The organism is Burkholderia sp. Bp8998 (genome assembly GCF_003854235.1).
Lineage (GTDB): Bacteria > Pseudomonadota > Gammaproteobacteria > Burkholderiales > Burkholderiaceae > Burkholderia.
In genome coordinates this window covers 16,436-38,530 of sequence record NZ_QTQF01000003.1, presented here as the reverse complement: position 1 = coordinate 38,530, position 22,095 = coordinate 16,436, and the positions used below count along the sequence as shown (strand labels likewise).

Here is a 22,095-nt window from a genome sequence, read left to right as displayed (position 1 = left end):
CAGTATTTTTTTGAATACTACTGAAAGCGGGAAGCGGCAATATATGGGGCCCGAAGGCAAGAAACAGGAAGAGAGTCTTGGCGGACCGCTAGGTGATCCTTCGGTTGAAGCCCGCGTGCAGGCCGTTCGCGAACGGATTGAAGTCAGCAAAGGCCTGATTGCGCGCATTCGAGAACTCGCCAAACTCGGGTTTCAGATCGCGGACAATAAGACCTTTGCCACAATGGGCGTCCTGTTCAATCATGGGCTATTCCAGGCGGGCGCGGTCCTGATCGGCTCTCACGCCTATGCCATATTGCTCAATAGCGTCGGCATTAAAACCATCTCATACGAAACGGAAGACATCGGCCTCGCACGAGGGCATCTGCTTGCCCTGGATAATGTTCCGACCGGCGGACTACTCACCATCCTGAAGGAAACCGGCATCAATTTCGTCGAGGTTCCGCCAATGACGCGAGGTGCGCCGTCGACGTCCTTCAAGCAGGCGGGCGCTACACGGTTTCATGTCGACCTGCTCGTTCCGTCAAAAGACGACAACTTTCCGATCGTCCCCATCCCGGAATTGAACGCGCACGCGACCGGTTTGCCTTATCTGGCCTACTTGCTTGGCGAGTCGCAAATGGCCACCTTGATTTCGCGTCACGGCGCCGTGCCCGTGCGAGTGCCATCGCCGGCCAGATTCGCCATTCACAAACTGCTGGTGTCGAGGCTGCGAACCAGCATGCTGGTCAAATCCGGCAAGGACGTGCAGCAAGCGTGTGTATTGCTCGCGATGCTCGGGGAACACCGTACTGGCGACATCGAAGATGCATGCGCCGCTCTGCCAAGATCATCGCGCGCTTGTTCGCCGCGTACTGCCGGAAGCGCACCAGCTTCTGGGACCGGCGCACGGCGAAGCGCTGATCGAACTCGAGACCGGCCTCAAGAATTAGAACCCGTCCAAGCCACGCCCTCCGCCCGCGATTGCAGAAGATCACGTACCGGTTGCTCGGCTTCGTCGCGGACGCCGAGGACATCGTGCAGGACGCGTGGCTGCGTTGGCACGGCGCGGCCCGCGACGACATCGAGAACGTCGAGTACAGAGCGCCTCAGTCCGTACGTACACGAAGATGGCACACGAAGGCATCAGCCAGGTCGTGGCGCTCGCGCCCCCGGAGGGTGGGCCGGAACGATAAACGGCGCCCGCTGCGTCGCGCGGCGAGCACCGCACGGGTGACGCAGATCAGTGCTTGTCGTCGAGCTTCTTCGGCTTCGGCGGCGACGGCACCTTCGCATACTGGAATGCCGGCGTGGCCTTCAGCGCCTCCTTCGTCGCGCCCGGCAGGTAGATGTTGCCGTTGCGCACGTCGAGCGACGCGATGGGCACCGCGACGTCATGCGCGGCCACGCCGAGGAAACCGCCTGCCGACACGATCGCCGCCGACACCGAGCCGTCCGGCGCGACGATCAGGTCGCGCACCGTGCCGATCTTCTGGTTCGCGTCGTTGTACACGGCCTTGCCGAGCACGCTCTTCTTCACGCTCCAGCCTTCGAGCAGTGCCTGCGATTGCTCGATGGTCACGCTGAGCGGCTGCGCGCCGGCGATCTGCGCATGCGCGCTGACGCTCGATGCGAGGACGGTTGCTGCGATGAGGGTCTTGTAGAACTTCATGTGCGTTGCACTCCGGTTCGGTTGTTGTTGATTCCGGGAACGAAGCCGCGCGGGCGCAACGGCTGATCGGTGAGCGCCCCGCGCTTCGGCGGTCGCATGACGGCCGGCGGCGCCGCCCCTGCAGGTGTGCATGACGGGCCGGCATGGCCGGGCCGCAGTGCAACACGGCATTCATGGTAGCGGCATTCGCCGGATCGTGCGTTCAGCGTGCGACGTGGCAGGCGGGACAGGCCTGATGAAGATCAGCGATCGTGTGGATGGACGGTGTGCACGGCGCGAAACAACGGCGCCACGGCAGTCGATCAGGAGAACATGGCAGACAGGCAGCCGGTATTCATCGGCGCATCGAACTACGCGGCGGACGCCACTCCGCCATGCAATCACACCGCATCACGCATTCCGCGAATACACCCTGCGATGCCGCACCGCCTCCGCGAGCACGTCGAGCACCGGCTCCGTCTGCGACCAGCTCAGGCACGCATCGGTGATCGACACGCCGTACTGCAGCGGCACGCCCGGCTTCAGATCCTGCCTGCCGGCTTCGAGGTGACTCTCCACCATCACGCCGACGATCCGGTGTTCGCCCTGCCCCAGCTGCCGCGCGAGATCCTGGGCAACCTCGATCTGCCGCTCATGCGACTTGTTCGAGTTCGCGTGCGAGCAATCGACCATCACCTGCTCGCGCAATCCGCTCTTGCGCAGCACCGCACAGCTTGCCTCGACGTGCTCGGCGTCGTAGTTCGGCCCGTTCTTGCCGCCGCGCAGGATCACGTGCGCATCGTCGTTGCCGCGCGTCTCGAAGATCGCGGCCATCCCCATCTTCGTCATCCCCATGAACGCATGGCTCGCGCGTGCGGCGACGATCGCGTCCGACGCGACCTGCACGCCGCCGTCGGTGCCGTTCTTGAAGCCGATCGGGCAGCTCAGCCCCGACGCGAGCTGACGATGGCTCTGGCTCTCGGTCGTGCGCGCGCCGATCGCCCCCCACGCGATCAGATCCGCGATGTACTGCGGGCTCAGCAGGTCGAGAAATTCGGTCGATGCCGGCAGGCCGAGCGCGTTGATGTCGAGCAGCAGTTGCCGCGCGGCGCGCAGCCCTTCGTTGATGCGGAAGCTGCCGTCCAGGCGCGGATCGTTGATGTAGCCTTTCCAGCCGACCGTCGTGCGCGGCTTCTCGAAGTACACGCGCATCGTGATCAGCAGGTCGTCCTTCAGCGCATCGGCGGCGGCCTTCAGGCGACGGGCGTACTCGAGCGCCTGGTCGTGGTCGTGGATCGAGCACGGGCCGACGACGAGCAGCAGCCGGTCGTCGCGGCCATGCAGGATGTCGCCGATCGCGCGGCGCGTGTCCTCGACGAGCGTCTGGGTGGCGGCCGGCACCGGCAGTTCGTCCTGCAGCAACGCGGGCGAGATCAGCGGACGCACGGCGCCGATGCGGACGTCGTCGATGCGCGTGGTGTCCTGCGTCGCGTCGGCGCTGCCTACCTCGCGATCGTGGGAAGGATTGTCGAGGTTCTGCATGGGGATTCTCCGGGGACGTCTCGAATGATGTGCAGGCTCGATTATGGCACTCGCGCAAGGCGGCAGCGAGGCGCGACGCGATCCGAGCTGCCGGCCATTCGGCCGAGTGGTCGCGTGTCACCGCGGTGCCGTACGATCGTGACTGTCCGCTGCCGATGCGGCCCCTCGTTCGACGCAGACGGCACGACGCACCCTCCGTCCGTGATTGATCGTTCGCAACTTGACCCGACCCGCCAAGATGACCGTATCCGAATTGCTCAGCGCCATCCGCCAGCCCTACGTCGACCTGCTCGCGCAAGCGGCAGCGCAACCGGCGGCGGTCGTCGAACCGGCCTACCGGAAAGCCGACGGCACGCTGGCCACCGAAGGCCCGCTCGCGCTGCCGTGCCGCGCCGACATCGTTCACACCGAAGGTGAAGCGGCCGGCCAGCCGGCAATGGTCGATTCGACCGCGCAACTGGATTTCGAGCCGTTCGCGTTCGAACTTGAAACAGCGGCCGTGTCGATCCGGCCGTTCGTGTGGGACTGGGCGACGATCGAAGCCGACGGTCTCGACGAGGCCGCCGCCACCGACGCGTTCAAGACCTGGTTCTTCGCGTGGTTCGACGCCGACGACGAAGGCGTGCCGGCCGAAGACGGCCTGCACGGCATCGTGCACTATCTGTCGGAACCGGCGCGCACGGAACAGGGATGGCGCATCAACGCGGATCTCGGTTCGGCACCGGGCGCGGCCGTCGAAGATCTGCTGTTCCGGCTCGTCGATGCGGGGGCGACGCGGATCAGTATCGGTTGAATCGCCCCTCCATCACTCACGCACCATCATGAAAAAAGCGCTCGCCGCATTGCTGCTGTGCATCGCCTTGCCCGCGTCGGCGGAAGTCAGTACGGAAGTGCTGTGCTTCAGGACGACCGGCGACAAACCCGTGCGCTTCGAGTTGCGCACGTATTACGACGATGTCGCCAAGTGGCAAGGCGGTGTCGTCCGCTATGAGAAATCGAAGACAGCGATTCCACTGCTGCTCAAGCACGTGGATCAGGAAGAACTCGCGGAAGGCCGCCCGTACCAGTTCACGACGACGTGGTGGGAAATGGTCGGCGGCAGGATCAACGGCGAGTACGAGATGATGAGCCAGGGTGCGATCGTCTATTCGATGACGTACACGAATACGCGCACCGGCAAGACGACCGATTTCGCGTGGGCGCAGGACGTCGACGCGTCCGCGAAGACGGGGTGCCGCTGGTAGCGCGGGTTCGGGCCGTGGCGCGAGGCGGGTTCATCATCCGGCGCGCCCGCAGGCGCGCCGGTACCGAGTTGGCTCAGGCGCCCCGTCAGCCCGCGTCGCCCGGCGCGTCGACGTCGATCCCGAGTTCGGTCGCCATCCGCTGAACGAGTGCGTTGAGCCGCGTCACTTCATCCGCAAGCCGCTTCTGCTCGGCCTTCAGCGCCTCGAACTCGGACGGCGGAACGGAATCCGCACCGCCCCCCGTATCCGAACCGGCGTAGTCGGCGACGTTCACCTCGCCGCACATCAGGTGCATCCAGCGGTTCTCGCGCGCACCGGGCGCGCGCGGCAGCCGGACGACGAGCGGTTGCGCACGCGCCGCGAGTTCGTCGAGAAACGCCTCGACCGACGAGATGTCCGCGAAGCCGTGCAGGCGGGCGCTGTTCAGGCGCAGTTCGGCGGCCGTCTGCGGGCCGCGCAGCAGCAGGATGGTCAGCAGCGCGATCGCCTGGCTCGGGATTCCGAGCACGCGGTTCACGTTGTGCTCGAAACGCGGCACGCGGCTGCTGCTCCCTTCCATCACGAGGCTCAGGTGCTTGAGCCCGTCGAGCGCGGTCGTGACTTCGTCGTCGCTGACGCTCATCACCGGCGAGCGCGCGGTTTTCTGGTTGCAGCCGGCGGTGAGCGCATTCAGCGACAGCGGATAGGTGTCCGGCACCGTGTGCTGCTTCTCGACGAGCACCCCGAGAATGCGGGCCTCGAGGGGCGTGAGTTCGCGCAGAGCGCGTGGCGTGGGCATATCCGGCGTGGTGTTCATGGGTAGCGTCGCAGCGTGCAGCAGGTGAAGGGAAACGGTCGCGGCCCGTCCGGCGTCGCGTACGGGCGAGCCATATGATAGCTCGCGACGTGGGGCCCGGCGCCACGCGTTTGCGCGTCGCGGTGGCCGGCGCTACGATAGGCGTTCAACCGGACACGCGGGGCCGTGCGGGCCGCCTTCGCACGCCACGCCAACGCCGCGCATCGCCCGTCCCGCTCGCCGCGCCTGCACGCCGCACTCGTCAACACGGTTCATCCGTTCACTCATTCACCGCCATGACTGCATCCTCCTTAGCGCCGAACGTGCGCGCCATCGTCACCGGACACACGCGCGGCCTCGGCGCATCGCTCGCCGAACAACTGCTGCAGGAAGGCATCGCCGTGCTTGGCGTGTCGCGCAGCCGTCATCCGTCGCTCGCCGCACAGGCCGGCGACCGCTTCGCCGAAATCGAACTCGACCTGTCGGACACATCGGCCATCGCGACCTGGCTGGCCGGAGACACGCTGCGGCGCTTCGTCGACGGCGCGTCGATCGTGCTGCTCTTCAACAACGCGGGCATCGTCGATCCGATCGGACCGCTCGACGCGCAGGACCCGGCGCTCGTCGCGCGCGCGGTCGGCCTGAACGTCGCGGCACCGCTGATGTTGTCGACCGCGCTCGTGCAGGCGGTATCGGCCCCGACCGAATGCCGGATCCTGCACGTGTCGAGCGGCGCCGCGCGCAACGCATACGCGGGCTGGAGCGTCTATTGCGCGACCAAGGCCGCGCTCGATCATCACGCACGCGCCGTCGCGCTCGACGCGAACCGCGCGCTGCGGATCTGCAGCGTCGCGCCGGGCGTCGTCGATACGGGCATGCAGGCGACGATCCGCTCGACCAGCGAAGCGAACTTCCCGATGCGCGAGAAATTCGACGAGCTGAAGGCGAGCGGCGCGCTGTCGACGCCCGAGGCCGCCGCGCGGCAGCTGATCGGCTATGCACTGAGCGACGCGTTCGGTTCGGTGCCGACGACCGACGTTCGCGAACTGCCCGCGACCTGATCCGGGATAGAATTTCGCGGTTGCTCTTCCCCAAGGATTCCCCGATGGTCACAAAGGCCACCGCACCGTTCCAGCAAATCAAGGCGCTCGTTCGCCAGAACGTCGATGCGGGCGACTGGCGCCCGGGGGACCGCATTCCGTCCGAACTCGACCTCGCCGCGCAATTCGGCGTCGCGCGCATGACGGTCAACCGCGCGCTGCGCGAGCTGACCGAGGAAGGCGTGCTGAAGCGCATCGCGGGCGTCGGCACCTTCGTCGCCGAGGTGAAGCCGCAGTCGAACCTGCTGATGATCGCGCACATCCGCGACGAGATCCGCGCGCGCGGCCACGAGTACCGCTGCCGCGTGCTCAGCCAGTCGCGCGAGCCCGCGTCGTTCGACGTCGCGGCCGCGTTCGGGCTGGCGGTCAACACGCCGGTCTTTCACGTGGTGTGCGTGCATGAGGAAAACGGCCGCCCGATCCAGCTCGAGGATCGCTACGTGAACCCGGCCGCCGCGCCCGACTTCATCGATCAGGATTTCCAGGTCGAGCCGCCGTCCGAATACCTGTTCAACAACGTGTCGCACTACGAACTGGAAATCGAGCACGTCGTCGACGCGTCGCTGCCGACCAGCGAACAGGCGCGACTGCTCGACATGCGCGCCGACGAGCCGTGCCTCACCCTCACGCGCCGCACCTGGACGAACGGGCTGCCCGTCACGTTCGTGCACTTCCTGCATCCGGGCAACCGCTACCGGCTCGGCTCGCGCTTCAAGCCGGGCGCCGGCCGTCACCAGACCTGAACCGTCCCCGACGTTCGAAAACGACCGCGCGCGGCGGCCGCTTCATCGCGAAACGGCCGCCGCGCGCGTGACATCACGTGACGTCGTCGCTGTCAGCCGCTCAGATCGCCCCGACCTGCCCCGCGTCGCGCGACCACACGACCGGAAACAGCGCATGCTCGAGCGGCGCGCCGTCCGGCAGCTCGTCCGCGAGCCCCGGGAAATCGGGCGACGTCTTCCAGCGGCGCGGCGCGTGACGGATATCGTCGCCGACGAAGCGGATCGAGAACGCGCGCCGTCGGTTCTGCGTCCCGCCCGACGCATGCAGCGTCAGCATCCGGAAGCACACCATGTCGCCCGGCTCGAGCGCCCAATGGCGGATCGGGAACGCGGAACGGTCGGCCTCGATGTCGGGCAGGTCGGCGAGGCTGCCTTCCGGGAACCACTTCGCCTCCTTGTCCATGAACGTGCGCGGCATCAGCCACGGCCCCTGGTGCGAACCCGCGACGAATTCCAGCGTCGATTCGAGCGGCACCGGATCGACCGGAATCCACATGCTGACGTTGTCGTCGCCTTCGATGTTGTAGTACGGCTGGTCCTGGTGCCACGGCGTGCGCTGCCGCGTGCCGGGTTCCTTCACGAGCAGGTGGTCGTGATGCAGCCGCACGGTCTGCGTGCCCATCAGCGCGGCGGCCACCGATGGTGCGGGCGAACGCACGATGAAGTCGCGGTATGCGTCGTTGTGCCGCCAGTTGCAGAAGTCCTCGAAGAACCAGCCCGGATCGTCGGGCCGGCTCGCGACCTTCGCTCGCTCGCTCGGCTGCGCGAGGTTCGCGTCGATGCCGGCACGCAGCGCGGCCACTTCGTCGGGCGAGAAGATACCCTTGATGCATACCGCGCCCTCGTCGCGGAAGGCGGCGATCAGTTCGGGCGTCACGGCTTTCGCGACGCGGTCCTGGATACTCGTCATGGCTTGCCTGTCGATGGGATGAATCACGGGGTGTTGGGGGGTCATGAGGTCACGGCGCGGCGGTCAATTGCTGCTTCGCGCCGTAGATGTCGAAGTCGAAGTATTTCGCGGCGATCTTCTGGTACGTACCGTTCGCGCGGATCGCGGCGATCGCGTCGTTCAGCCGCTTCTTCATGTCGGCGTCGCCCTTGCGCACGCCCATCGCGACGCCGTAGCCGGTGATGCGCACGTCGGTCACGTCGGGGCCCGCAAACGCGTAGCCCTTGCCGCGCGGCGTCTTCAGGAACGAATAGCCGGCCTGCGTCTTGTCCTGGAAGGTCGCGTCGAGACGGCCGTTCACCAGGTCCTGATACACCTGGTCCTGGTTCTGGTACGACACGATCGTCACGCCCTTGGTCGCCCATTCGGCCTTCGCGTACGCCTCCTGCGTCGTGCCCTGGTCGATCCCGATGCGCTTGCCGGCGAGTGATGCGGCCGTCGGCAGCAGCGTCGAGCCGGCCGGCGCGACGAGCGCGCCCGGCGACGCATACAGCTTGTTCGAGAAGTCGATCTGCTTGAGCCGCTCGTCGGTGGCCGTCATCGCGGACATGATCACGTCGAACTTGCGCGCGCGCAGCGCGGGAATCATCCCGTCGAAGCCCTGCTCGACCCACACGCATTTCGCGCGCAGCTGCTCGCAGATCGCATTGCGCAGGTCGATGTCGAAGCCGGCGAGCGAGCCGTCGGGCTGCTTCGCCTCGAACGGCGGATAGGTGGGATCGATGCCCCAGCGGATCGTTGCCGTGTCCTGCGCGAACGAGACGAGCGGCGCGAACGCCAGCGCGGAAACGACGAGCTTTGCAGTGCAGTTCATGGTTGTGTCCTTGTGGTCTCGACGTGGCGGGCAAGCGCCGGGCGTCCGTTGGGGAGCGTCGTGCGGGCAGGCCCGACGCGGTACGCGAAAGACGGGGACTTCGATGAAACTGCGATGCAGTCTAGACTGCTCAATTCTCGAGCGCAAGCGGGGGAAATGACGGTGGAGCGAATTGCGGGGAGTTGAGGGGAGAAATCGCGCAGGAAGGACGGGATAACAATCGTTACACGATGATTTAGCTTAAATTGCCGAATTTTCCGGTGTTTACCCGATGAGGCGCACAGTCGGTCGAGAGTGTGCTTTTCCAGATATCCACAGAGTGGGTGTGTCGATATTCGACAGATACTCTGGCTCTCTACCGAGTGGATCTTCGAAATCGTCGCTCCAGCCTATACCGCATTGGGAATCGCCTGAGCAGGATCTGCCTTACATTCGACACTCCCGGCGTCAGGAAATCGACATGCAGCTCTATGAAATCGGCCAGGCCGTCGCCAATCGAAGGACGGAACTCGATCTGACTCAGCACCCACTGGCAAAACTCGCCGGCGTGTTGCCCCTGACCTTGAACCAGCTTGAAATCGGAACGATCAACGACATCGGGATCAGCAAGCTGATCCGACTGCTCGGCGTACTCGGCATCGAAATCACGGCGCATCCGCGCAAGGATCACAACGGGCTCTACAAGGCCGTCGTCAGCGCGAACGTCAACTACAAGGGCGAGTTGACTGAGCGACTGCTGGCCGACGCGTTGACCACGGGCCGGATTCCGGCAGGATACGAGTCGCAGTTTTCCGTCATCCTCGACGAAGTGCCACTGCCCGTTGTGGTCAAGGCCGCCGAAGAAGCCGCAGCACACTCGGGCACGCCGCTCCGCGCGATCTGGACGCACCTTGCGACTTGGTCGAAGGCGCTTCGTCTCTATCGGAAAGTTTGGATCTGACCGCAGCCCGCGCTGACCTACCGCCTTCCCGCCGCCAGTGACAAGCGTCGTCAACGCAAACGAGCCGACGATCGCCATCCGTTTGAACCACATCCGGCGCCCTCCATGCATGTGCGCCCGCACAGCCGCGCCAGGTCCGGCGAAACCGCGATTGCCCGCAAGTTCCGGCCATGTTAAAAGTCGTCGCACGCATTTGGAAATGAAATGCTCGAATCCGGAAAAGTGCAGAAATGAATAGACCTTTGTTCGACCTCGACCTGTTGCGCGCACTCGTGATGGTCGCCGACTGCGGCAGCTTCACGACCGCGTCCGCGCGTCTGCATTCGACGCAGTCGACGGTCAGCCAGAAGGTGCGGCGGCTGGAGGAGATCGCCGGGCATCGCCTGCTCGATCGCGGCACGCGCGACGTGCGGCCGACCGACGCGGGCGTGACGGTGCTGAGCTACGCGCGGCGCATGATCGCGCTGAACGACGAGATGCTGGAAGCGCTGTCGGGCGCGACCGTCGCGCTGACGATCCGGCTCGGCGTGCCCGACGATTTCGCGGCAGGCCGCACGACCCATGCGCTCGCCGCGTTCAAGCGCGATCATCCGCAGGTGAAGCTCGAGGTGATGTGCGGACTGAGCCGCGACATCTGCGCGGCCTACGATCGCGGCGAACTCGATCTCGTGCTGATCAAGCAGCGGCGCGACAGCCGCGAGGCGGTGGCGCGCTGGCCGGAGAAGCTGCGCTGGATCGACAGCGCGCAACATCCGACGATCGGGCTCGACCCGGTGCCGATCGTCGTGTTTCCGCCGCGCGGGCTCTATCGCGACGACATGATCAAGGCGATCGAGGAACGCGGCCGCCGCTGGCGGATCAGCTTCACGACGTCGAGCCTGAGCGGCATCCAGGCGGCCGTCGCGGACGGCCTCGGCATCAGTGTGCTGCCCGCGCGCGTGGTGACCGACGACCACGTGGTGCTGACCGAGGAGCACGGCGGCTTCGCGCCGATCGAGAACATGGACATCGCGATCCTGCATCGGCCGACGGCCGATCCGATGGTCAGCGAATTGACGAAAGCACTCGCGGCGATGCTCGAACACGAGCGGGAATGAGCACAGCCGGCGCGCTGCGGCGCTCGTCTCAGACCAGCGCGCCGTCGCGCGCGACGATCTTCCCCGACGACACGACGAGCCGCCGCGTCGGCCGCGCGACGACGGCCTCGGCGAACGTCAGCGCATCGACGAGCACGACGTCCGCACGCTTGCCCGCTTCCAGGCCGTAGTCGGCGAAGCCGCAACCGCGTGCCGCGCCGTGCGTCACACAGTCGAGCGCGATTTCGAGCGCGTCGTCGCGGCGGAAATCGTTGCGCATGCCGATCAGCATCGCGCGTTCGAGCATGTCGGGCGAACCGTACGGCGTCCACGTATCGCGCACGCCGTCGTTGCCGCCGATCACGGTCACGCCGGCCGCGCGGCAGGCGACGACCGACGGCACCGGCACCGCCGCCGGCGCGGTCGTGACGATCGCGACGCCGAGTTCGGCCATCCGCGCGAGCAGCGCGTCGCGCTCGCGCTCCGCGAGATCGCCGAGGCAGAAGCCGTGGCTGATCGTGACCTTGCCCTGCATGCCGAGCGCGGCCGTGCGCTGCAAGATGAGGTCGAGCGAATACGCACCCATCGAGCCGCGCTCGTGCAGATGAAGATCGAGCCCGCGGCCGTGGCGCTCGGCGATCCCGAACAGCATGTCCACCGCTTCCACCGGATCGCCTTCGATCGCGCACGGGTCGAGCCCGCCGAGCAGGTCGGCGCCCGCGCGCAGCGCGTCGGACAGCAGCGCGGCGGTGCCGGGCCGCTTGAGCACGCCCGACTGCGGAAACGCGACGATCTGGATTTCCACCTGGCCGCGCAGCGTCTCGCGCGTCGCGAGCACGCCGTGCAGATGCCGCAGCCCGGCCTCGGTGTCGACGTCGACGTGCGTGCGGATGCGCGTCGTGCCGGCCGCGAGGAACGCGCGCGACAGCGCGAGCGACGCGGCGCCCGCGTCATGGCCGCTCGTCGCACGGTAGTGGCGCTCGTTCTCGATACGGTCGACGAGGCGCGGCCCCACCGCGTTGCGATACCACGGCATCCCCCAGTGGGTCTTGTCGAGGTGCGTATGGCCTTCGACGAGGCCGGGCAGCGCGAGCGCGCCCGCGCCGTCCTCGATCGCGCAGCCGGCGGGCGCGTCGAGCGACGGGCCGACGCGCGCGATGCGCTCGCCTTCGATCAGGATGTCGAGCGCCTCGTCGGCGTGCGTGCGGACGTTGCGGATCAGCAGGTTCGTCATGTCGGTTCCGGTGTGTGGTCGGTCAGTGCAAGGCCGTGACGATGCACGCACCGTCACGGCGGTCAGGTCGTTATCGCGCGAAGCGCGGTGCCGGCGCAAACGGCGCATCGGTATCGCTTTCGCCGCGGCGGAACACCCAGCGTTCGGCCGGCACGCCGGCGACGGCCGCCGCCGCATTGGGCGCACGCACCGCGACGAAACTTGCGTCGCAGCCGACCGCGATCCCGTAGTCGGCTTTGCCGATCGCGCGCGCGCCGGCGTGCGTCGCCATGTCGAGCGCGATGCCGAGCGCTTCGTCGGTATGAAAGCCCGAGCGGTAGCCGACCATCATCGCGCGCTGCAGCATGTCGCCGTTGCCGTACGGCCACCACGCATCGCGAATGTTGTCGTTGCCGGCGAACACGTGCACGCCGGCATCGCGCAGCTGCCGCACCGGCGGAAACGCGCAGTCGCCCGGCGCGTTGGTCAGGATCGACACGCCGGCGTTGGCGAGTGCCGCGGCCGCACGCTCGACGTCGCCATGATCGACCTGGCCGAGCGCATAGGCATGGCTCACGTTCACGCGGCCGCCGAGGCCCGCCGCGCGCGTCCGTGCCGCGATTCGCAGCAGTTGCGCGATGCCGGTCTCGCCCGGTTCGTGCAGGTGGATGTCGATCTTCGCACCGCGCTTCTCGGCGATGCCGAACACGATATCGAGCTGGCCGTCCGCGTCGCCGTCGAGCGTCGTCGGGTCGATCCCGCCGACCACGTCCGCGCCTTCGCGCACGGCCGCATCGAGGATCGCGGCGGTGCCCGGGCACGTCACCACGCCGGCCTGCGGAAACGCGACCAGTTCGATGTCGACGATCCCGCGCCATTGTTCCCGCACGGCCATCACGGCCTGCAGGTGCGACAGGCCCGTCGTCGCGTCGACGTCGACGTGGCTGCGCATCGCGATCGTACCGAACGCGGCGGCCTGCTCGATCAGCGCATTCGCGCGCGCGGCAATCGGCGGCGCAGCCGCGAGCTGGCGCTTCTCGACCGCGAGCCGCTCGCGCAGCGAGCGGACCGGTTCATGCGGCACCCAGCGGTCGCCGACGAAGCTCTTGTCGAGATGAATGTGGCCGTCGACGAAGCCGGGCAGCACGACGCGCCCGCCGAGGTCGATCGTTTCCGCGCCGGGCGCGGCGGTGCAATCGGCGCCGATCGCGACGAAGCGCCCATCATGGACGACGAGGTTGACGGGCTGGCCGCCGGCGTCGACGGCGTGGGTGAAGAAGCGATCGGTCATGACTCGGAGTGTGTATCGGGCGGTCGCTGCGCGACGCCGACGCGGACAGGGGGAAGGAGCCGCGGCCGGCGCGGTGCGACCGTTGCAGGGCATGCGGTCACGATATCGGACGGGGTGGCCAGTGGCCAATTAAATGTCGCGATGCCGCGCATTCGATTTCGTGATGTACGGCGCGCATGCTGGCCGGAGCTGGTGCGATGACGGGGCGGGATCGCGGCGGAAACGATGAAAAAGCCGACGTCGAACCGCACGCCGCGTCACCGGAACGAGGGCGCCCGAAGGCCGCGTCGCACCGTTGCCGGCGCCCGCTTCAGCGCCCCGCCGGGCCGGCGATTTGCGCGGCAACAGACTTTACACGTTGTTACCCCGCCGCACCGGACGCGCATCCGCCCTTTCCTTATACTCACGCCGAGTTCGCCACCCGTCCCGGAATTCGTCGGCGAACACGTTGCCGATGCAGGGAAACACCATGATGCGCATGCCTTCCACGAAGACCGTCCTGTTCGCCACGCTCATCGCCGTGGCGGCGCTTCCGCTGACCGCCTGTGTCGCGCCGGGCTACTACGGCGCGCAACCGGGCTATCCGCAGCAGCAATACGCGACGCCCGGCTATGCACAGCCCGCGTATTCGCAACCCGGCTACGTGCAGCCGCAACAGCCGGCGTATCCGAGCCAGGCGCCGCAGTACGACCAATACGGCAACCCGCAGCCTTACGGCGGCCAGTACGGCAACGGCTACGGCACGCAATACGGCACCGTCGCGAACATCCAGCCGGTCAACGGCTCGGTCGGCACGTCGGGCGTCGCCGGCACCGTCGTCGGTGCGCTGGTCGGCGGCCTGGTGGGCAACCAGTTCGGCCGCGGCCACGGCCGTGATGCCGCCACCGTGATCGGCGCGCTTGGCGGTGCCGTCGCCGGCAACCAGATCGGCCAGCAGATGGGCGCGGCCCAACCGCCGAGCAGCTACCGGATCGACGTGCGGGTCAGCGACGGCTCGACGCGCTCGTTCGACGTGCAGTCGCCGGGCGACCTGCGCCCGGGCGATCGTGTGCAGATCAACGGCAATCAGCTGTCGCGGTATTGATTCGGGTCGCATGCGCCTGAGCTGATCGGGCGCGTATCCACGATTTCGCGCGTTCCACGCCGTGCGCCGCTTCGGCGCGACGGCGGGCGCGCATCGCTTCATCCCCTTCCTTCAGTCTCCTTCAGGCAGCGCGGCACGCTTGTCGCGTACGGTCCTTCACCGTCGTCTTCCGCACACGGTCGACGCTCGCACGAGCAAACACGTTTCGGCTTAGCATTGTCGATGCCCTGCCGCGCATCGCGCCGCAGATTCCGACCGCTCGGCAAACCAACGACAATCGCACCCCGATGATCACGATCCGCCTGCTCGATGCCGCCGACGCGGCGCAATTCCAGTCCGTCCGCCTCCGCGCGGTCGACACGTCGCCGACCTCGTTCCTGCCGACCCGCGACGAAGAAGCCGGTGTCCCGGTCGACGAATTCGCGACGCGCATCACCGCGACCCATGAGCGCGCCGTGTTCGGCGCATTCGACGACGCATCGCTCGTCGGCATCACGGGCGTGCGGCGCGATGCGCGCGCCAAGGTCGCGCACAAGGCGACGATCTGGGGCGTGTTCGTCGACCCCGCATATCGCGGGCGCGGCATCGCGCAATCGCTGCTCGACAGCGCGACCGCGCATGCGGCACAGGCGTGGGCATGCCGGCAACTGATGCTGTGCGTGAACGCGATCAACGGCACCGCGGAACGGCTGTACGCGTCGCAAGGGTTCGTCCGGTTCGGCACGGAACCGCGCTCGCTGTTCGTCGACGGCCGCTTCTACGACGAACACCACATGGTCAAGACGCTGGCGTAACGCGTTCGCATTCAGCCTCGCGTTCGCGTGCATCGATCGGCCGCACGCGAACGCTTTCCTCCTCCATCACCTCACCGCTTGTCGGTGATCGTCGCATTGACCGCCTGCCCGGCGATCGTCACGTTCGTCAGCGTCATCGCGTTCCCGTTGAACGCGTAGATCGGCCCCGGCGACGTGACCGTCGGCGTGCCCGACGCGACCGGCGTACCGAAGTCGCAGTTGCTGATCGTCACGCCGGAGATCGGCTGCTCGGCGGGCGTCGGCGGCGTGCCGTTGTAGTCGAACGTGCCCGGCCCCTGCGCAATACCAGGTGCGCCGGGCGACGGATCATCATTCATACGCCGTCGTACTACATCGCGAAGTCTAGATGCGATCGAAACCGAGGACGTATCTGTCTTTTACCCTGTTTTGCCGACAAATTTCTCAGTATGTGTGCGCACACTCACTTTCTGATCACCTCTCACGGATGTACGTTGTCGTATCTTTATGCGCACAAATTTCATATCTGGCGGATACACGGTCCGGTCCGAATCGACCGCGCGCATGGAATGTGACAAGCTCGCGGAGGCCTCACCCGTCCATTCAAATCGACACAGGAGCCTCAATTGCAGACCCGCCACGGAGTCGACCTCATCCGCGCCCGCGCGCTGTTCGATCGCGAGCGCCGTGCATTCACCGAAGCCATGCCGATTTCCCGCGCGTTGTCCGCGGAAGCGGCCGAGCACCTGCTGTTCGGTGTGCCGTTGCACTGGATGCAGGACTGGTCGACCCCGTTCTCGCTGGTCGTGAAGGAAGCGCGCGGCGCGACCTTCACCGACGTCGACGGTCACCGCTACGCGGACTTCTGCCTCGGCGACACGGGCGCGATGTTCGGCCATGCGCCCGAGCCGGTCGCGCGCGCGCTCGCCGAACAGGCGACGCGCGGCTACACGACGATGCTGCCGAGCGAGGACGCCGCCTGGGTGTCGCGCGAACTCGCGCGCCGCTTCAGGCTGCCGGTCTGGCAGTTCGCGCTGAGCGCGAGCGACGCGAACCGCTTCGTGCTGCGCTGGGCGCGCGCGGCCACCGGCCGCAACACGATCGTCGTGTTCAACGGCTGCTATCACGGCACGGTCGACGACGTGTTCGTCGATCTCGTCGACGGCCGCCCGGTGCAGCGCGACAGCCTGCTCGGACAGTCCTACGACCTGCTCGCGAACACGCGCGTCGTCGAGTTCAACGATCTGGCCGCGCTCGAAGCGGCGCTGAAGGACGGCGACGTCGCGTGCGTACTCGCCGAGCCGGCAATGACGAACATCGGGATGGTGCTGCCGGAGCCGGGCTTCTGGGAAGCCGCGCGCGAACTGACGCGCCGCTACGGCACGCTGCTCGTGATCGACGAAACCCACACGATCAGCAGTGGCCCGGGCGGCTATGCGGCCGCGCACGGTCTCGAACCGGACGCGCTGGTGGTCGGCAAGCCGATCGCGGGCGGCGTGCCGTGCGCGGTGTACGGCTTCAGCGCCGAATTCGCCGAACGCGCGAAGCAGGCGAAGCTGAACGCGCCGCCCGGCCATTCCGGGATCGGCACGACGCTCACCGCGAACATGCTGGCGATGCATGCGATGCGCGCGACGCTCGCCGAAGTCGCGACCGACACCGCGTATACGCACATGTTCGAGCTGGCCGCGCGGCTCGCCACCGGGCTCGAGCGGGCGATCGCGAAACACGGGCTGCCGTGGTGCGTGACGCGCATCGGCGCGCGCACCGAGTTCCAGTTCACGCCCGCACCGCCGCGCAACGGCACGATCGCGGGCGAACAGCTCGACAGCGAACTCGAGCACATCGTGCATCTATACCTGCTGAACCGCGGCGTGCTGATCACGCCGTTCCACAACATGATGCTCGTGTGTCCGCAGACGACGGCCGACGACGTCGACACGCTCGTCGCGCAGTTCGACGCGTGCCTGGGCGAACTGGCGTGATGTGACGAGCGGCACGTCCGGCTCGCCAGCACGCGCGAGCCGGAAGCATGCACCCAAGCTATTTCGGCAAATCGGTCGGATCGACCTGCGCGCCAGGCACCCCTGCGGAGCGCGCACTCACTTCAAGCTCGTCGCGCAGCGCCGCGCGCGTATCGCCGCCGCCGGCACCCTGCCCCGACGCAGCGCCGCCATCGAGCGCCGGCAGGATGTAGCCGTTCACCATCCGCCGGAACAGCTTCACGTTCTCCGCATCGCGCAGCCCGCCGTCCACCGGCAGCACGCCCGTCATCACGATCACCGTATTGCGCTTCGGCAGCACCGTGATGAATTGCCCCTTGAAGCCCATCGCGTCGAATTCCGGCTCGCTGTCGACGATGTTGTTGATCCACCAGTAGTAGCCGAAATGCGGCGACACGCGCGGCGCCGTCATCTGCGCGATCCACGCTTGCGGCACGACCTGCCGCCCCTGCCAGCGCCCGCCGTCGAGCACGAGCATGCCGATCTTCGCCATGTCGACCGCGCGCAGCCGCAGCCCCCAGCCGGCCGACACGAGCCCGGTGCGGTCCGCGCGCTCCCACGCCGCGCGCTTCATGTCCAGCGGGGCAAACAGATGCGTCTGCGCATAGCGCTCGACGGGTTCGCCGGCCGCCGCGCTCAACATCGCCGACGCGAGGATCGGGTTCACGTCGGTGTAGTCGAACACGGTGCCGGGCGCGACCTTCGGCGAAGCCGACGCCGCGAGCTTCAGCCGATCCGGCGCGGTGTAGTAGATCGGATCGTCCTTCGGGCTGAAGTCGTAATGCAGGCCGCTCGACATCGACAGCACGTGCTTCAGCGCGATGCCGCGCTTGTCCGCGAGCGCGCCGCCGAGGTCGGGTCGCCACGCGGCGAGCCGTGCTGCCACCGGCTCGTCGAGATGCACGGCGCCGCGATCTACCAGGATACCGGCGACGAGCGACGTCACGGCCTTCGTCACCGAGTACAGCTCGAAAGTCGAATCACGCGACGCGTTCGCACCGTAGCGCTCGAAGATCAGCTTGCCGTCCTTCACGACGAGCAGGCTGTACACGTCGAGCTTCTGCTCGCGGATCCAGCGCGACAGGTCGACGAGCTTGCGCGAATCGACGCCAACCGATTCGGGCACGACGCTCGGCAGGTCCTGCGGCGCGCCGCCCGCGGCCAGCGCCGGGCCACCGCACGACCCGGCGAGGATCGCGGCGGCCGCGATGCCGCGCATTGCATGGGAAACGCTCATCAGAATGTGCTCCTGTTGAAACCCTCACCCGCCGTTTCCGGCGGGCCGTCACTTCGAATCACGCGAAGTCAGTCGAGACACGGCTTGCCGGCCGGCAGGAACTGCCCGCGCCCCGGTTCGGCGGCGAGCAGCCGGCCATCCTCGACGAGCAGCTCGCCGCGTGACAGGCAATGACGCGGCCAGCCCGTCACCTCGATCCCTTCGTAAGGCGTGTAGTCGACCGCATGATGCAGCGACGCGTTCGCGATCCGCACGCGCTTGTCCGGATCCCACACGACGATATCCGCATCGGCACCGACCGCGATCGTCCCCTTGCGCGGATACAGCCCGTACAGCTTCGCGGGCCGCAGCGACGTCAGCTCGACGAACTGGTGCAGCGACAGGTGCCCCTTGCGCACGCCGTCGAACAGCAGCGGCAAGCGCGTCTCGAGCCCAGGGATCCCGTTCGGGATATGGTCGAACGACACGGCATGGCCGCCCGGATGCTTGCCGCACGGATCGTCGTAGTTGAACGGCGCGTGATCGGACGAGAATACCGAGAACACGCCCTGCTTCAATGCCTTCCACACGGCCTGCTGGTTCGCCGGGTCACGCGGCGGCGGGCTGCATACGCACTTCGCGCCCTCGTAGCCGTCGTGACCGCCATGGCCGAGATCGGCCGCCGTCAGGTACAGGTACTGCGGGCAGGTTTCGGCCAGGATCGGCAAACCGCGCGACTGCCCCCAGCGGATCTGCTCGATCGCCTCGGCGCCCGACACGTGCACGATCAGGATCGGCACGTCGACCAGCTCCGCGAACGCGATCGCGCGATGCGTCGCCTCGCGCTCGACCACGGCCGGTCGCGCATGCGCGTGGAAATGCGGCGCGACGTGGCCGTCGCCGAGCAGCCGCTCGGTCAGCCAGCCGATGCAGTCCGAGTTCTCCGCATGCACCATCACGAGCGCGCCATGCTCACGCGCGACCGACAGCACGTCGAGCATCTGCCGGTCGTTCAGCTTCAGGTCGTCGTAGGTCATGTACACCTTGAACGACGTATAGCCGTTCGCGATCAGCCGCGGCAGTTCCTCGGCCAGCACGTGCGGCGTCGGATCGGCGACGATCAGGTGAAAGCCGTAGTCGATCAGCGCGCGCCCTTCCGCGCGCCGGTGATAGTCGTCGACGGCCGCCTGCAGCGACTGCCCCTTCGCCTGCGCGGCGAACGGCACCACGGTGGTCGTGCCGCCGCACAGCGCGGAGCGCGTGCCGGACAGGAAGTCGTCCGCCATCTTCAGCCCGTCGGGCATCGGCTGGTCGAGATGGCAGTGCGCATCGACGCCGCCCGGCATCACCAGCATCCCGGCCGCATCGAGCTCGCGCGGCGCGCGCGGCAGCCCGTGGCCGAGCATGGCCACGCGCCCCGCGCGGATGCCGATGTCGCACGAGAACCGGTCCGCCGCCGTCACGACGTCCGCGTGACGGATCACGAAATCGAGATCGTTCGACATGGCGCGCGCCTCAGATCACGTCGCTGAAGAGACGGCCCCAGCCCTTCACCTGCCGCGTGTCGTAGTCGGCGAGCTGCAGCGACTTCCATACGACGGTCGAGATCGTGTCGTAGATCGGAATCCCCGTCTCTTCCTCGAGCGCGGGCACCAGGTGCGCGGCATTCAGGTTCGTGCAGAAGATCGAGATCGCACGCGGGCCGGCCTTCGCGACTTCGCGCACCATCCCGCCGATCTGGTCGCCCGTCACCTCGGAGAACGAGAAATTGACCTTCAGGTTCAGGTGACGCTCGGCGATGCAGTTCAGCCCCGAGCGGCGATAGTTGTCGACGATCTGCGTCTGCACGTCGTCGAGGTACGGCGTGACGAGGCCGAACTCGTGCGCGTGGGTCTTCTTCAGGATCTCGTTGAGCGCCAGCACGGAGGTCGTGGCGGGAATCCCCGTCGCTTCGGTGATGCGCTGGCACAGCCTCTCGTCGGCCTCGAAGCCGAGCCAGCCGGACGACGTGCCGTTCCACGCGATCACGTCGACCTTCGCGTCGGCGAGCAGCATCGCGGCCTGGATGATCTTGTCGTCGTCGAACTGGCCGAGCGCCTGGCCCGTCAGCGAGATCTCGGTGACCGGGAAGCGCGCGAAGTGCGCGGACACGCCCGGCAGGCCGGCGACCATTGCGCTCGTCAGCGGTTCGAGCGACGTGTTGGACGACGGGGTGAGCATGCCGAGCAGGGTACGTTTCTTCATGATGGATTTCTCTTTACCAGTGAATGCAGTCGATGCAGTGAAAAGGGTCGGTCAGACCGGAAGCTTGTTTTCGTAGTCGATCGCGCTGGAGCACACGAGCAGGCCGACGCCGGCTGCCGCGAACACCATCAGCGCAAGGAAGTAGGAGCCGGTGAACTGCACGATCGCGCCGACGAGGATCGGCACGGTAATGCCGCCGATGTTGCCGCCGAGGTTCATCAGGCCGCCGAGAAAGCCGATCTTGTTGCGCGTGCCGAGCGACGACGGGATGCACCAGTACAGCCCGCACCAGCGCAGGAAGAACAGCGTCGACGACAGCAGCGCGACGCACGCGACCGGGCTCTTCACATACGCGACGGAGAAGATCGACACGGTCGCGATCACCGCGGCGATGCCGAACAGCGTGCGCATCACGACGTTCGGGCGGCCGCCCGCGGCCTTCCACTTGTCGGCGATCCAGCCGCCGAGCAGCTCGCCGATGAAGCCGCAGAAAAAGATGATGAAGGTCGAGCCGCCCATCTGCTTGATGTCGAAGCCGTGCACCTTGTGCAGGTAGTTCGGCATCCACGTGAGCAGCCCGTAGAACACGCTGTTGAAGCACATCCAGCCGAAGAACATGCACCACACCGAGCGGTACTTGAAGAAGTCGCGCGAGCGGCCCGACGCACCGGCCGGCTCGGCCGCGAGGTCGCTCGCGTGCGATGCCTCGATGTAGTCGGCTTCGAGGTCGTTGACGCCCGGATGCTCGCGCGGCGTGTTGCGGATGTAGGACCACGCGACGAAACCGGCCAGCACCGTGCCGACGCCGGCCACCGCGAACGCGAGCCGCCACGAGCCGAGCAGCGCGATCAGGCCGGCGATCAGCACCGCGCCCAGGGCCGCACCGAGCGGCGCGCCGCCGTCGAGCAGCGTGGCGCCGCGGCCGCGTTCGGTCTGCGTCATCCAGATCGCGTTGAGCTTGCCACCGGCCGGGTAGATCGGCGCTTCGGACGCGCCGAGGCCAAGGCGCGTGAGCAGCAGCGACGGCGCGTTCGTGCACAGCGCGGCGATCGCCTGGAAAAAGCCCCAGAACACCGTCGCCGTCGCGATCACGATCCGCGGCTTGAACCGGTCGGCCAGCATCCCGCCCGGGATCTGCATCACCGCATAGGTCCAGAAAAACGAACTAAGGATCAGACCCTCCATCGCCGGCCCGATCTTGAACTCCTGCGAGATGTAAGGCATGGCGACGGACAGCGACGCGCGATCGACGTAGTTGATCGCGATGAGGCTCAGCATGACGACGAATATCTTCCAGCGGACGGCGGATTTGCCGACCGTCAGGCCGGCGACACCGGAGGTTGAAGACATGGACGGACTCCAGGAGTGAACGAGGATGGTCAGGACGTCGCGCAACGTTGAGCCGAGTATAGGATTAGA

At 67.1% G+C, this 22,095-nt stretch carries 20 protein-coding genes and 3 pseudogenes; 11 read left to right on the top strand and 12 right to left on the bottom strand.

Features of this window, described 5'->3' with window-relative positions; translation table 11 throughout:
- Nucleotides 1-43: 43 nt before the first annotated feature.
- Nucleotides 44-757: pseudogene (locus DIE06_RS38895) on the top strand (GSU2403 family nucleotidyltransferase fold protein); the annotation flags it as partial.
- A gap of 170 nt (nucleotides 758-927) precedes the next feature.
- Nucleotides 928-1,077: pseudogene (locus DIE06_RS05175) on the top strand (sigma factor); the annotation flags it as partial.
- A 145-nt stretch (nucleotides 1,078-1,222) separates the two neighbouring features.
- On the opposite strand, the gene DIE06_RS05165 reads toward DIE06_RS05175, so the two are convergent.
- Both DIE06_RS05165 and DIE06_RS05160 read right to left on the bottom strand, forming a co-directional pair.
- The gene (locus tag DIE06_RS05165) at nucleotides 1,223-1,651 is read right to left on the bottom strand and encodes a PRC-barrel domain-containing protein (RefSeq protein WP_124660458.1); all 429 of its coding nucleotides are present in this window, start codon (nucleotides 1,649-1,651) and stop codon (nucleotides 1,223-1,225) included.
- A gap of 390 nt (nucleotides 1,652-2,041) precedes the next feature.
- The gene (locus tag DIE06_RS05160; protein WP_124660457.1) at nucleotides 2,042-3,172 is read right to left on the bottom strand and encodes a 3-deoxy-7-phosphoheptulonate synthase; all 1,131 of its coding nucleotides are present in this window, start codon (nucleotides 3,170-3,172) and stop codon (nucleotides 2,042-2,044) included.
- Between the two features lie 238 nt (nucleotides 3,173-3,410).
- Between DIE06_RS05160 and DIE06_RS05155 the strand changes: the two genes are divergently transcribed.
- Both DIE06_RS05155 and DIE06_RS05150 read left to right on the top strand, forming a co-directional pair.
- Nucleotides 3,411-3,965 (top strand): hypothetical protein, encoded by a 555-nt coding sequence (locus tag DIE06_RS05155; protein ID WP_124660456.1) that lies wholly within the window; start codon nucleotides 3,411-3,413, stop codon nucleotides 3,963-3,965.
- 28 nt (nucleotides 3,966-3,993) lie between these two features.
- Nucleotides 3,994-4,416, top strand: a complete 423-nt coding sequence (locus DIE06_RS05150; protein ID WP_124660455.1) for a hypothetical protein — start codon at nucleotides 3,994-3,996, stop codon at nucleotides 4,414-4,416.
- 85 nt (nucleotides 4,417-4,501) lie between these two features.
- Here DIE06_RS05150 and DIE06_RS05145 read toward each other — a convergent pair whose 3' ends face one another.
- The gene (locus DIE06_RS05145; protein WP_124660454.1) at nucleotides 4,502-5,212 is read right to left on the bottom strand and encodes a YceH family protein; all 711 of its coding nucleotides are present in this window, start codon (nucleotides 5,210-5,212) and stop codon (nucleotides 4,502-4,504) included.
- A gap of 275 nt (nucleotides 5,213-5,487) precedes the next feature.
- Here DIE06_RS05145 and DIE06_RS05140 point away from each other — a divergent pair, with 275 nt between their 5' ends.
- The gene (locus tag DIE06_RS05140; protein ID WP_124660453.1) at nucleotides 5,488-6,252 is read left to right on the top strand and encodes an SDR family oxidoreductase; all 765 of its coding nucleotides are present in this window, start codon (nucleotides 5,488-5,490) and stop codon (nucleotides 6,250-6,252) included.
- A 44-nt stretch (nucleotides 6,253-6,296) separates the two neighbouring features.
- A complete protein-coding gene (gene hutC / locus DIE06_RS05135) occupies nucleotides 6,297-7,034 on the top strand; it encodes a histidine utilization repressor (RefSeq protein ID WP_124660452.1) in 738 nt (245 codons plus the stop codon).
- Nucleotides 7,035-7,134: 100 nt separating this feature from the next.
- On the opposite strand, the gene DIE06_RS05130 is transcribed toward hutC, so the two are convergent.
- Complete coding sequence (locus DIE06_RS05130) at nucleotides 7,135-7,983, bottom strand: phytanoyl-CoA dioxygenase family protein (protein ID WP_124660451.1); 849 nt, start codon at nucleotides 7,981-7,983, stop codon at nucleotides 7,135-7,137.
- Between the two features lie 49 nt (nucleotides 7,984-8,032).
- Nucleotides 8,033-8,836 (bottom strand): ABC transporter substrate-binding protein, encoded by an 804-nt coding sequence (locus DIE06_RS05125; protein WP_124660450.1) that lies wholly within the window; start codon nucleotides 8,834-8,836, stop codon nucleotides 8,033-8,035.
- Between the two features lie 460 nt (nucleotides 8,837-9,296).
- Between DIE06_RS05125 and DIE06_RS05120 the strand changes: the two genes are divergently transcribed.
- Both DIE06_RS05120 and DIE06_RS05115 read left to right on the top strand, forming a co-directional pair.
- Nucleotides 9,297-9,776 carry a helix-turn-helix domain-containing protein gene (locus tag DIE06_RS05120; protein ID WP_124660449.1) on the top strand — a complete coding sequence of 160 codons (480 nt, stop codon included), beginning with the start codon at nucleotides 9,297-9,299 and terminating at the stop codon, nucleotides 9,774-9,776.
- Nucleotides 9,777-10,006: 230 nt separating this feature from the next.
- The gene (locus tag DIE06_RS05115) at nucleotides 10,007-10,873 is read left to right on the top strand and encodes a LysR family transcriptional regulator (protein ID WP_124660448.1); all 867 of its coding nucleotides are present in this window, start codon (nucleotides 10,007-10,009) and stop codon (nucleotides 10,871-10,873) included.
- A gap of 28 nt (nucleotides 10,874-10,901) precedes the next feature.
- Here DIE06_RS05115 and DIE06_RS05110 read toward each other — a convergent pair whose 3' ends face one another.
- Together DIE06_RS05110 and DIE06_RS05105 are read right to left on the bottom strand one after the other, a co-directional pair.
- Nucleotides 10,902-12,086, bottom strand: a complete 1,185-nt coding sequence (locus tag DIE06_RS05110; RefSeq protein ID WP_124660447.1) for an amidohydrolase family protein — start codon at nucleotides 12,084-12,086, stop codon at nucleotides 10,902-10,904.
- A gap of 70 nt (nucleotides 12,087-12,156) precedes the next feature.
- Complete coding sequence (locus DIE06_RS05105) at nucleotides 12,157-13,356, bottom strand: amidohydrolase family protein (protein ID WP_124660446.1); 1,200 nt, start codon at nucleotides 13,354-13,356, stop codon at nucleotides 12,157-12,159.
- 469 nt (nucleotides 13,357-13,825) lie between these two features.
- Here DIE06_RS05105 and DIE06_RS05100 point away from each other — a divergent pair, with 469 nt between their 5' ends.
- Nucleotides 13,826-14,440: a glycine zipper 2TM domain-containing protein gene (locus tag DIE06_RS05100; protein WP_124660445.1), complete on the top strand. Its 615-nt coding sequence runs from the start codon at nucleotides 13,826-13,828 to the stop codon at nucleotides 14,438-14,440.
- A 287-nt stretch (nucleotides 14,441-14,727) separates the two neighbouring features.
- Nucleotides 14,728-15,234, top strand: a complete 507-nt coding sequence (locus DIE06_RS05095) for a GNAT family N-acetyltransferase (protein ID WP_124660444.1) — start codon at nucleotides 14,728-14,730, stop codon at nucleotides 15,232-15,234.
- 71 nt (nucleotides 15,235-15,305) lie between these two features.
- Here DIE06_RS05095 and DIE06_RS05090 read toward each other — a convergent pair.
- Nucleotides 15,306-15,539: pseudogene (locus tag DIE06_RS05090) on the bottom strand (endopolygalacturonase); the annotation flags it as partial.
- Between the two features lie 300 nt (nucleotides 15,540-15,839).
- Between DIE06_RS05090 and DIE06_RS05085 the strand changes: the two are divergent.
- Entirely contained in the window at nucleotides 15,840-17,198 is a 1,359-nt protein-coding gene (locus tag DIE06_RS05085; protein ID WP_124660443.1) for an aspartate aminotransferase family protein, read from the top strand.
- 58 nt (nucleotides 17,199-17,256) lie between these two features.
- On the opposite strand, the gene DIE06_RS05080 is transcribed toward DIE06_RS05085, so the two are convergent.
- The 4 genes from DIE06_RS05080 to DIE06_RS05065 form a co-directional block, all read right to left on the bottom strand.
- Nucleotides 17,257-18,453, bottom strand: a complete 1,197-nt coding sequence (locus tag DIE06_RS05080) for a serine hydrolase (protein WP_124660442.1) — start codon at nucleotides 18,451-18,453, stop codon at nucleotides 17,257-17,259.
- 68 nt (nucleotides 18,454-18,521) lie between these two features.
- A complete protein-coding gene (hydA, locus tag DIE06_RS05075; RefSeq protein ID WP_124660441.1) occupies nucleotides 18,522-19,937 on the bottom strand; it encodes a dihydropyrimidinase in 1,416 nt (471 codons plus the stop codon).
- Nucleotides 19,938-19,947: 10 nt separating this feature from the next.
- Nucleotides 19,948-20,676 carry an aspartate/glutamate racemase family protein gene (locus DIE06_RS05070; RefSeq protein ID WP_124660440.1) on the bottom strand — a complete coding sequence of 243 codons (729 nt, stop codon included), beginning with the start codon at nucleotides 20,674-20,676 and terminating at the stop codon, nucleotides 19,948-19,950.
- Nucleotides 20,677-20,727: 51 nt separating this feature from the next.
- A complete protein-coding gene (locus tag DIE06_RS05065; RefSeq protein WP_124660439.1) occupies nucleotides 20,728-22,026 on the bottom strand; it encodes an MFS transporter in 1,299 nt (432 codons plus the stop codon).
- Nucleotides 22,027-22,095 lie beyond the last annotated feature (69 nt).

Coding starts and splice junctions, on each gene's coding strand:
- DIE06_RS05150 (WP_124660455.1), top strand. CDS start 3,994: ATGAAAAAAGCGCTCGCCGCATTGCTGCTGTGCATCGCCTTGCCCGCG.
- DIE06_RS05070 (WP_124660440.1), bottom strand. CDS start 20,676: ATGAAGAAACGTACCCTGCTCGGCATGCTCACCCCGTCGTCCAACACG.
- DIE06_RS05165 (WP_124660458.1), bottom strand. CDS start 1,651: ATGAAGTTCTACAAGACCCTCATCGCAGCAACCGTCCTCGCATCGAGC.
- DIE06_RS05145 (WP_124660454.1), bottom strand. CDS start 5,212: ATGAACACCACGCCGGATATGCCCACGCCACGCGCTCTGCGCGAACTC.
- DIE06_RS05155 (WP_124660456.1), top strand. CDS start 3,411: ATGACCGTATCCGAATTGCTCAGCGCCATCCGCCAGCCCTACGTCGAC.
- DIE06_RS05095 (WP_124660444.1), top strand. CDS start 14,728: ATGATCACGATCCGCCTGCTCGATGCCGCCGACGCGGCGCAATTCCAG.
- hydA (WP_124660441.1), bottom strand. CDS start 19,937: ATGTCGAACGATCTCGATTTCGTGATCCGTCACGCGGACGTCGTGACG.
- DIE06_RS05080 (WP_124660442.1), bottom strand. CDS start 18,453: ATGAGCGTTTCCCATGCAATGCGCGGCATCGCGGCCGCCGCGATCCTC.
- DIE06_RS05115 (WP_124660448.1), top strand. CDS start 10,007: ATGAATAGACCTTTGTTCGACCTCGACCTGTTGCGCGCACTCGTGATG.
- DIE06_RS05105 (WP_124660446.1), bottom strand. CDS start 13,356: ATGACCGATCGCTTCTTCACCCACGCCGTCGACGCCGGCGGCCAGCCC.
- hutC (WP_124660452.1), top strand. CDS start 6,297: ATGGTCACAAAGGCCACCGCACCGTTCCAGCAAATCAAGGCGCTCGTT.
- DIE06_RS05125 (WP_124660450.1), bottom strand. CDS start 8,836: ATGAACTGCACTGCAAAGCTCGTCGTTTCCGCGCTGGCGTTCGCGCCG.
- DIE06_RS05065 (WP_124660439.1), bottom strand. CDS start 22,026: ATGTCTTCAACCTCCGGTGTCGCCGGCCTGACGGTCGGCAAATCCGCC.
- DIE06_RS05140 (WP_124660453.1), top strand. CDS start 5,488: ATGACTGCATCCTCCTTAGCGCCGAACGTGCGCGCCATCGTCACCGGA.
- DIE06_RS05100 (WP_124660445.1), top strand. CDS start 13,826: ATGATGCGCATGCCTTCCACGAAGACCGTCCTGTTCGCCACGCTCATC.
- DIE06_RS05160 (WP_124660457.1), bottom strand. CDS start 3,172: ATGCAGAACCTCGACAATCCTTCCCACGATCGCGAGGTAGGCAGCGCC.
- DIE06_RS05110 (WP_124660447.1), bottom strand. CDS start 12,086: ATGACGAACCTGCTGATCCGCAACGTCCGCACGCACGCCGACGAGGCG.
- DIE06_RS05120 (WP_124660449.1), top strand. CDS start 9,297: ATGCAGCTCTATGAAATCGGCCAGGCCGTCGCCAATCGAAGGACGGAA.
- DIE06_RS05130 (WP_124660451.1), bottom strand. CDS start 7,983: ATGACGAGTATCCAGGACCGCGTCGCGAAAGCCGTGACGCCCGAACTG.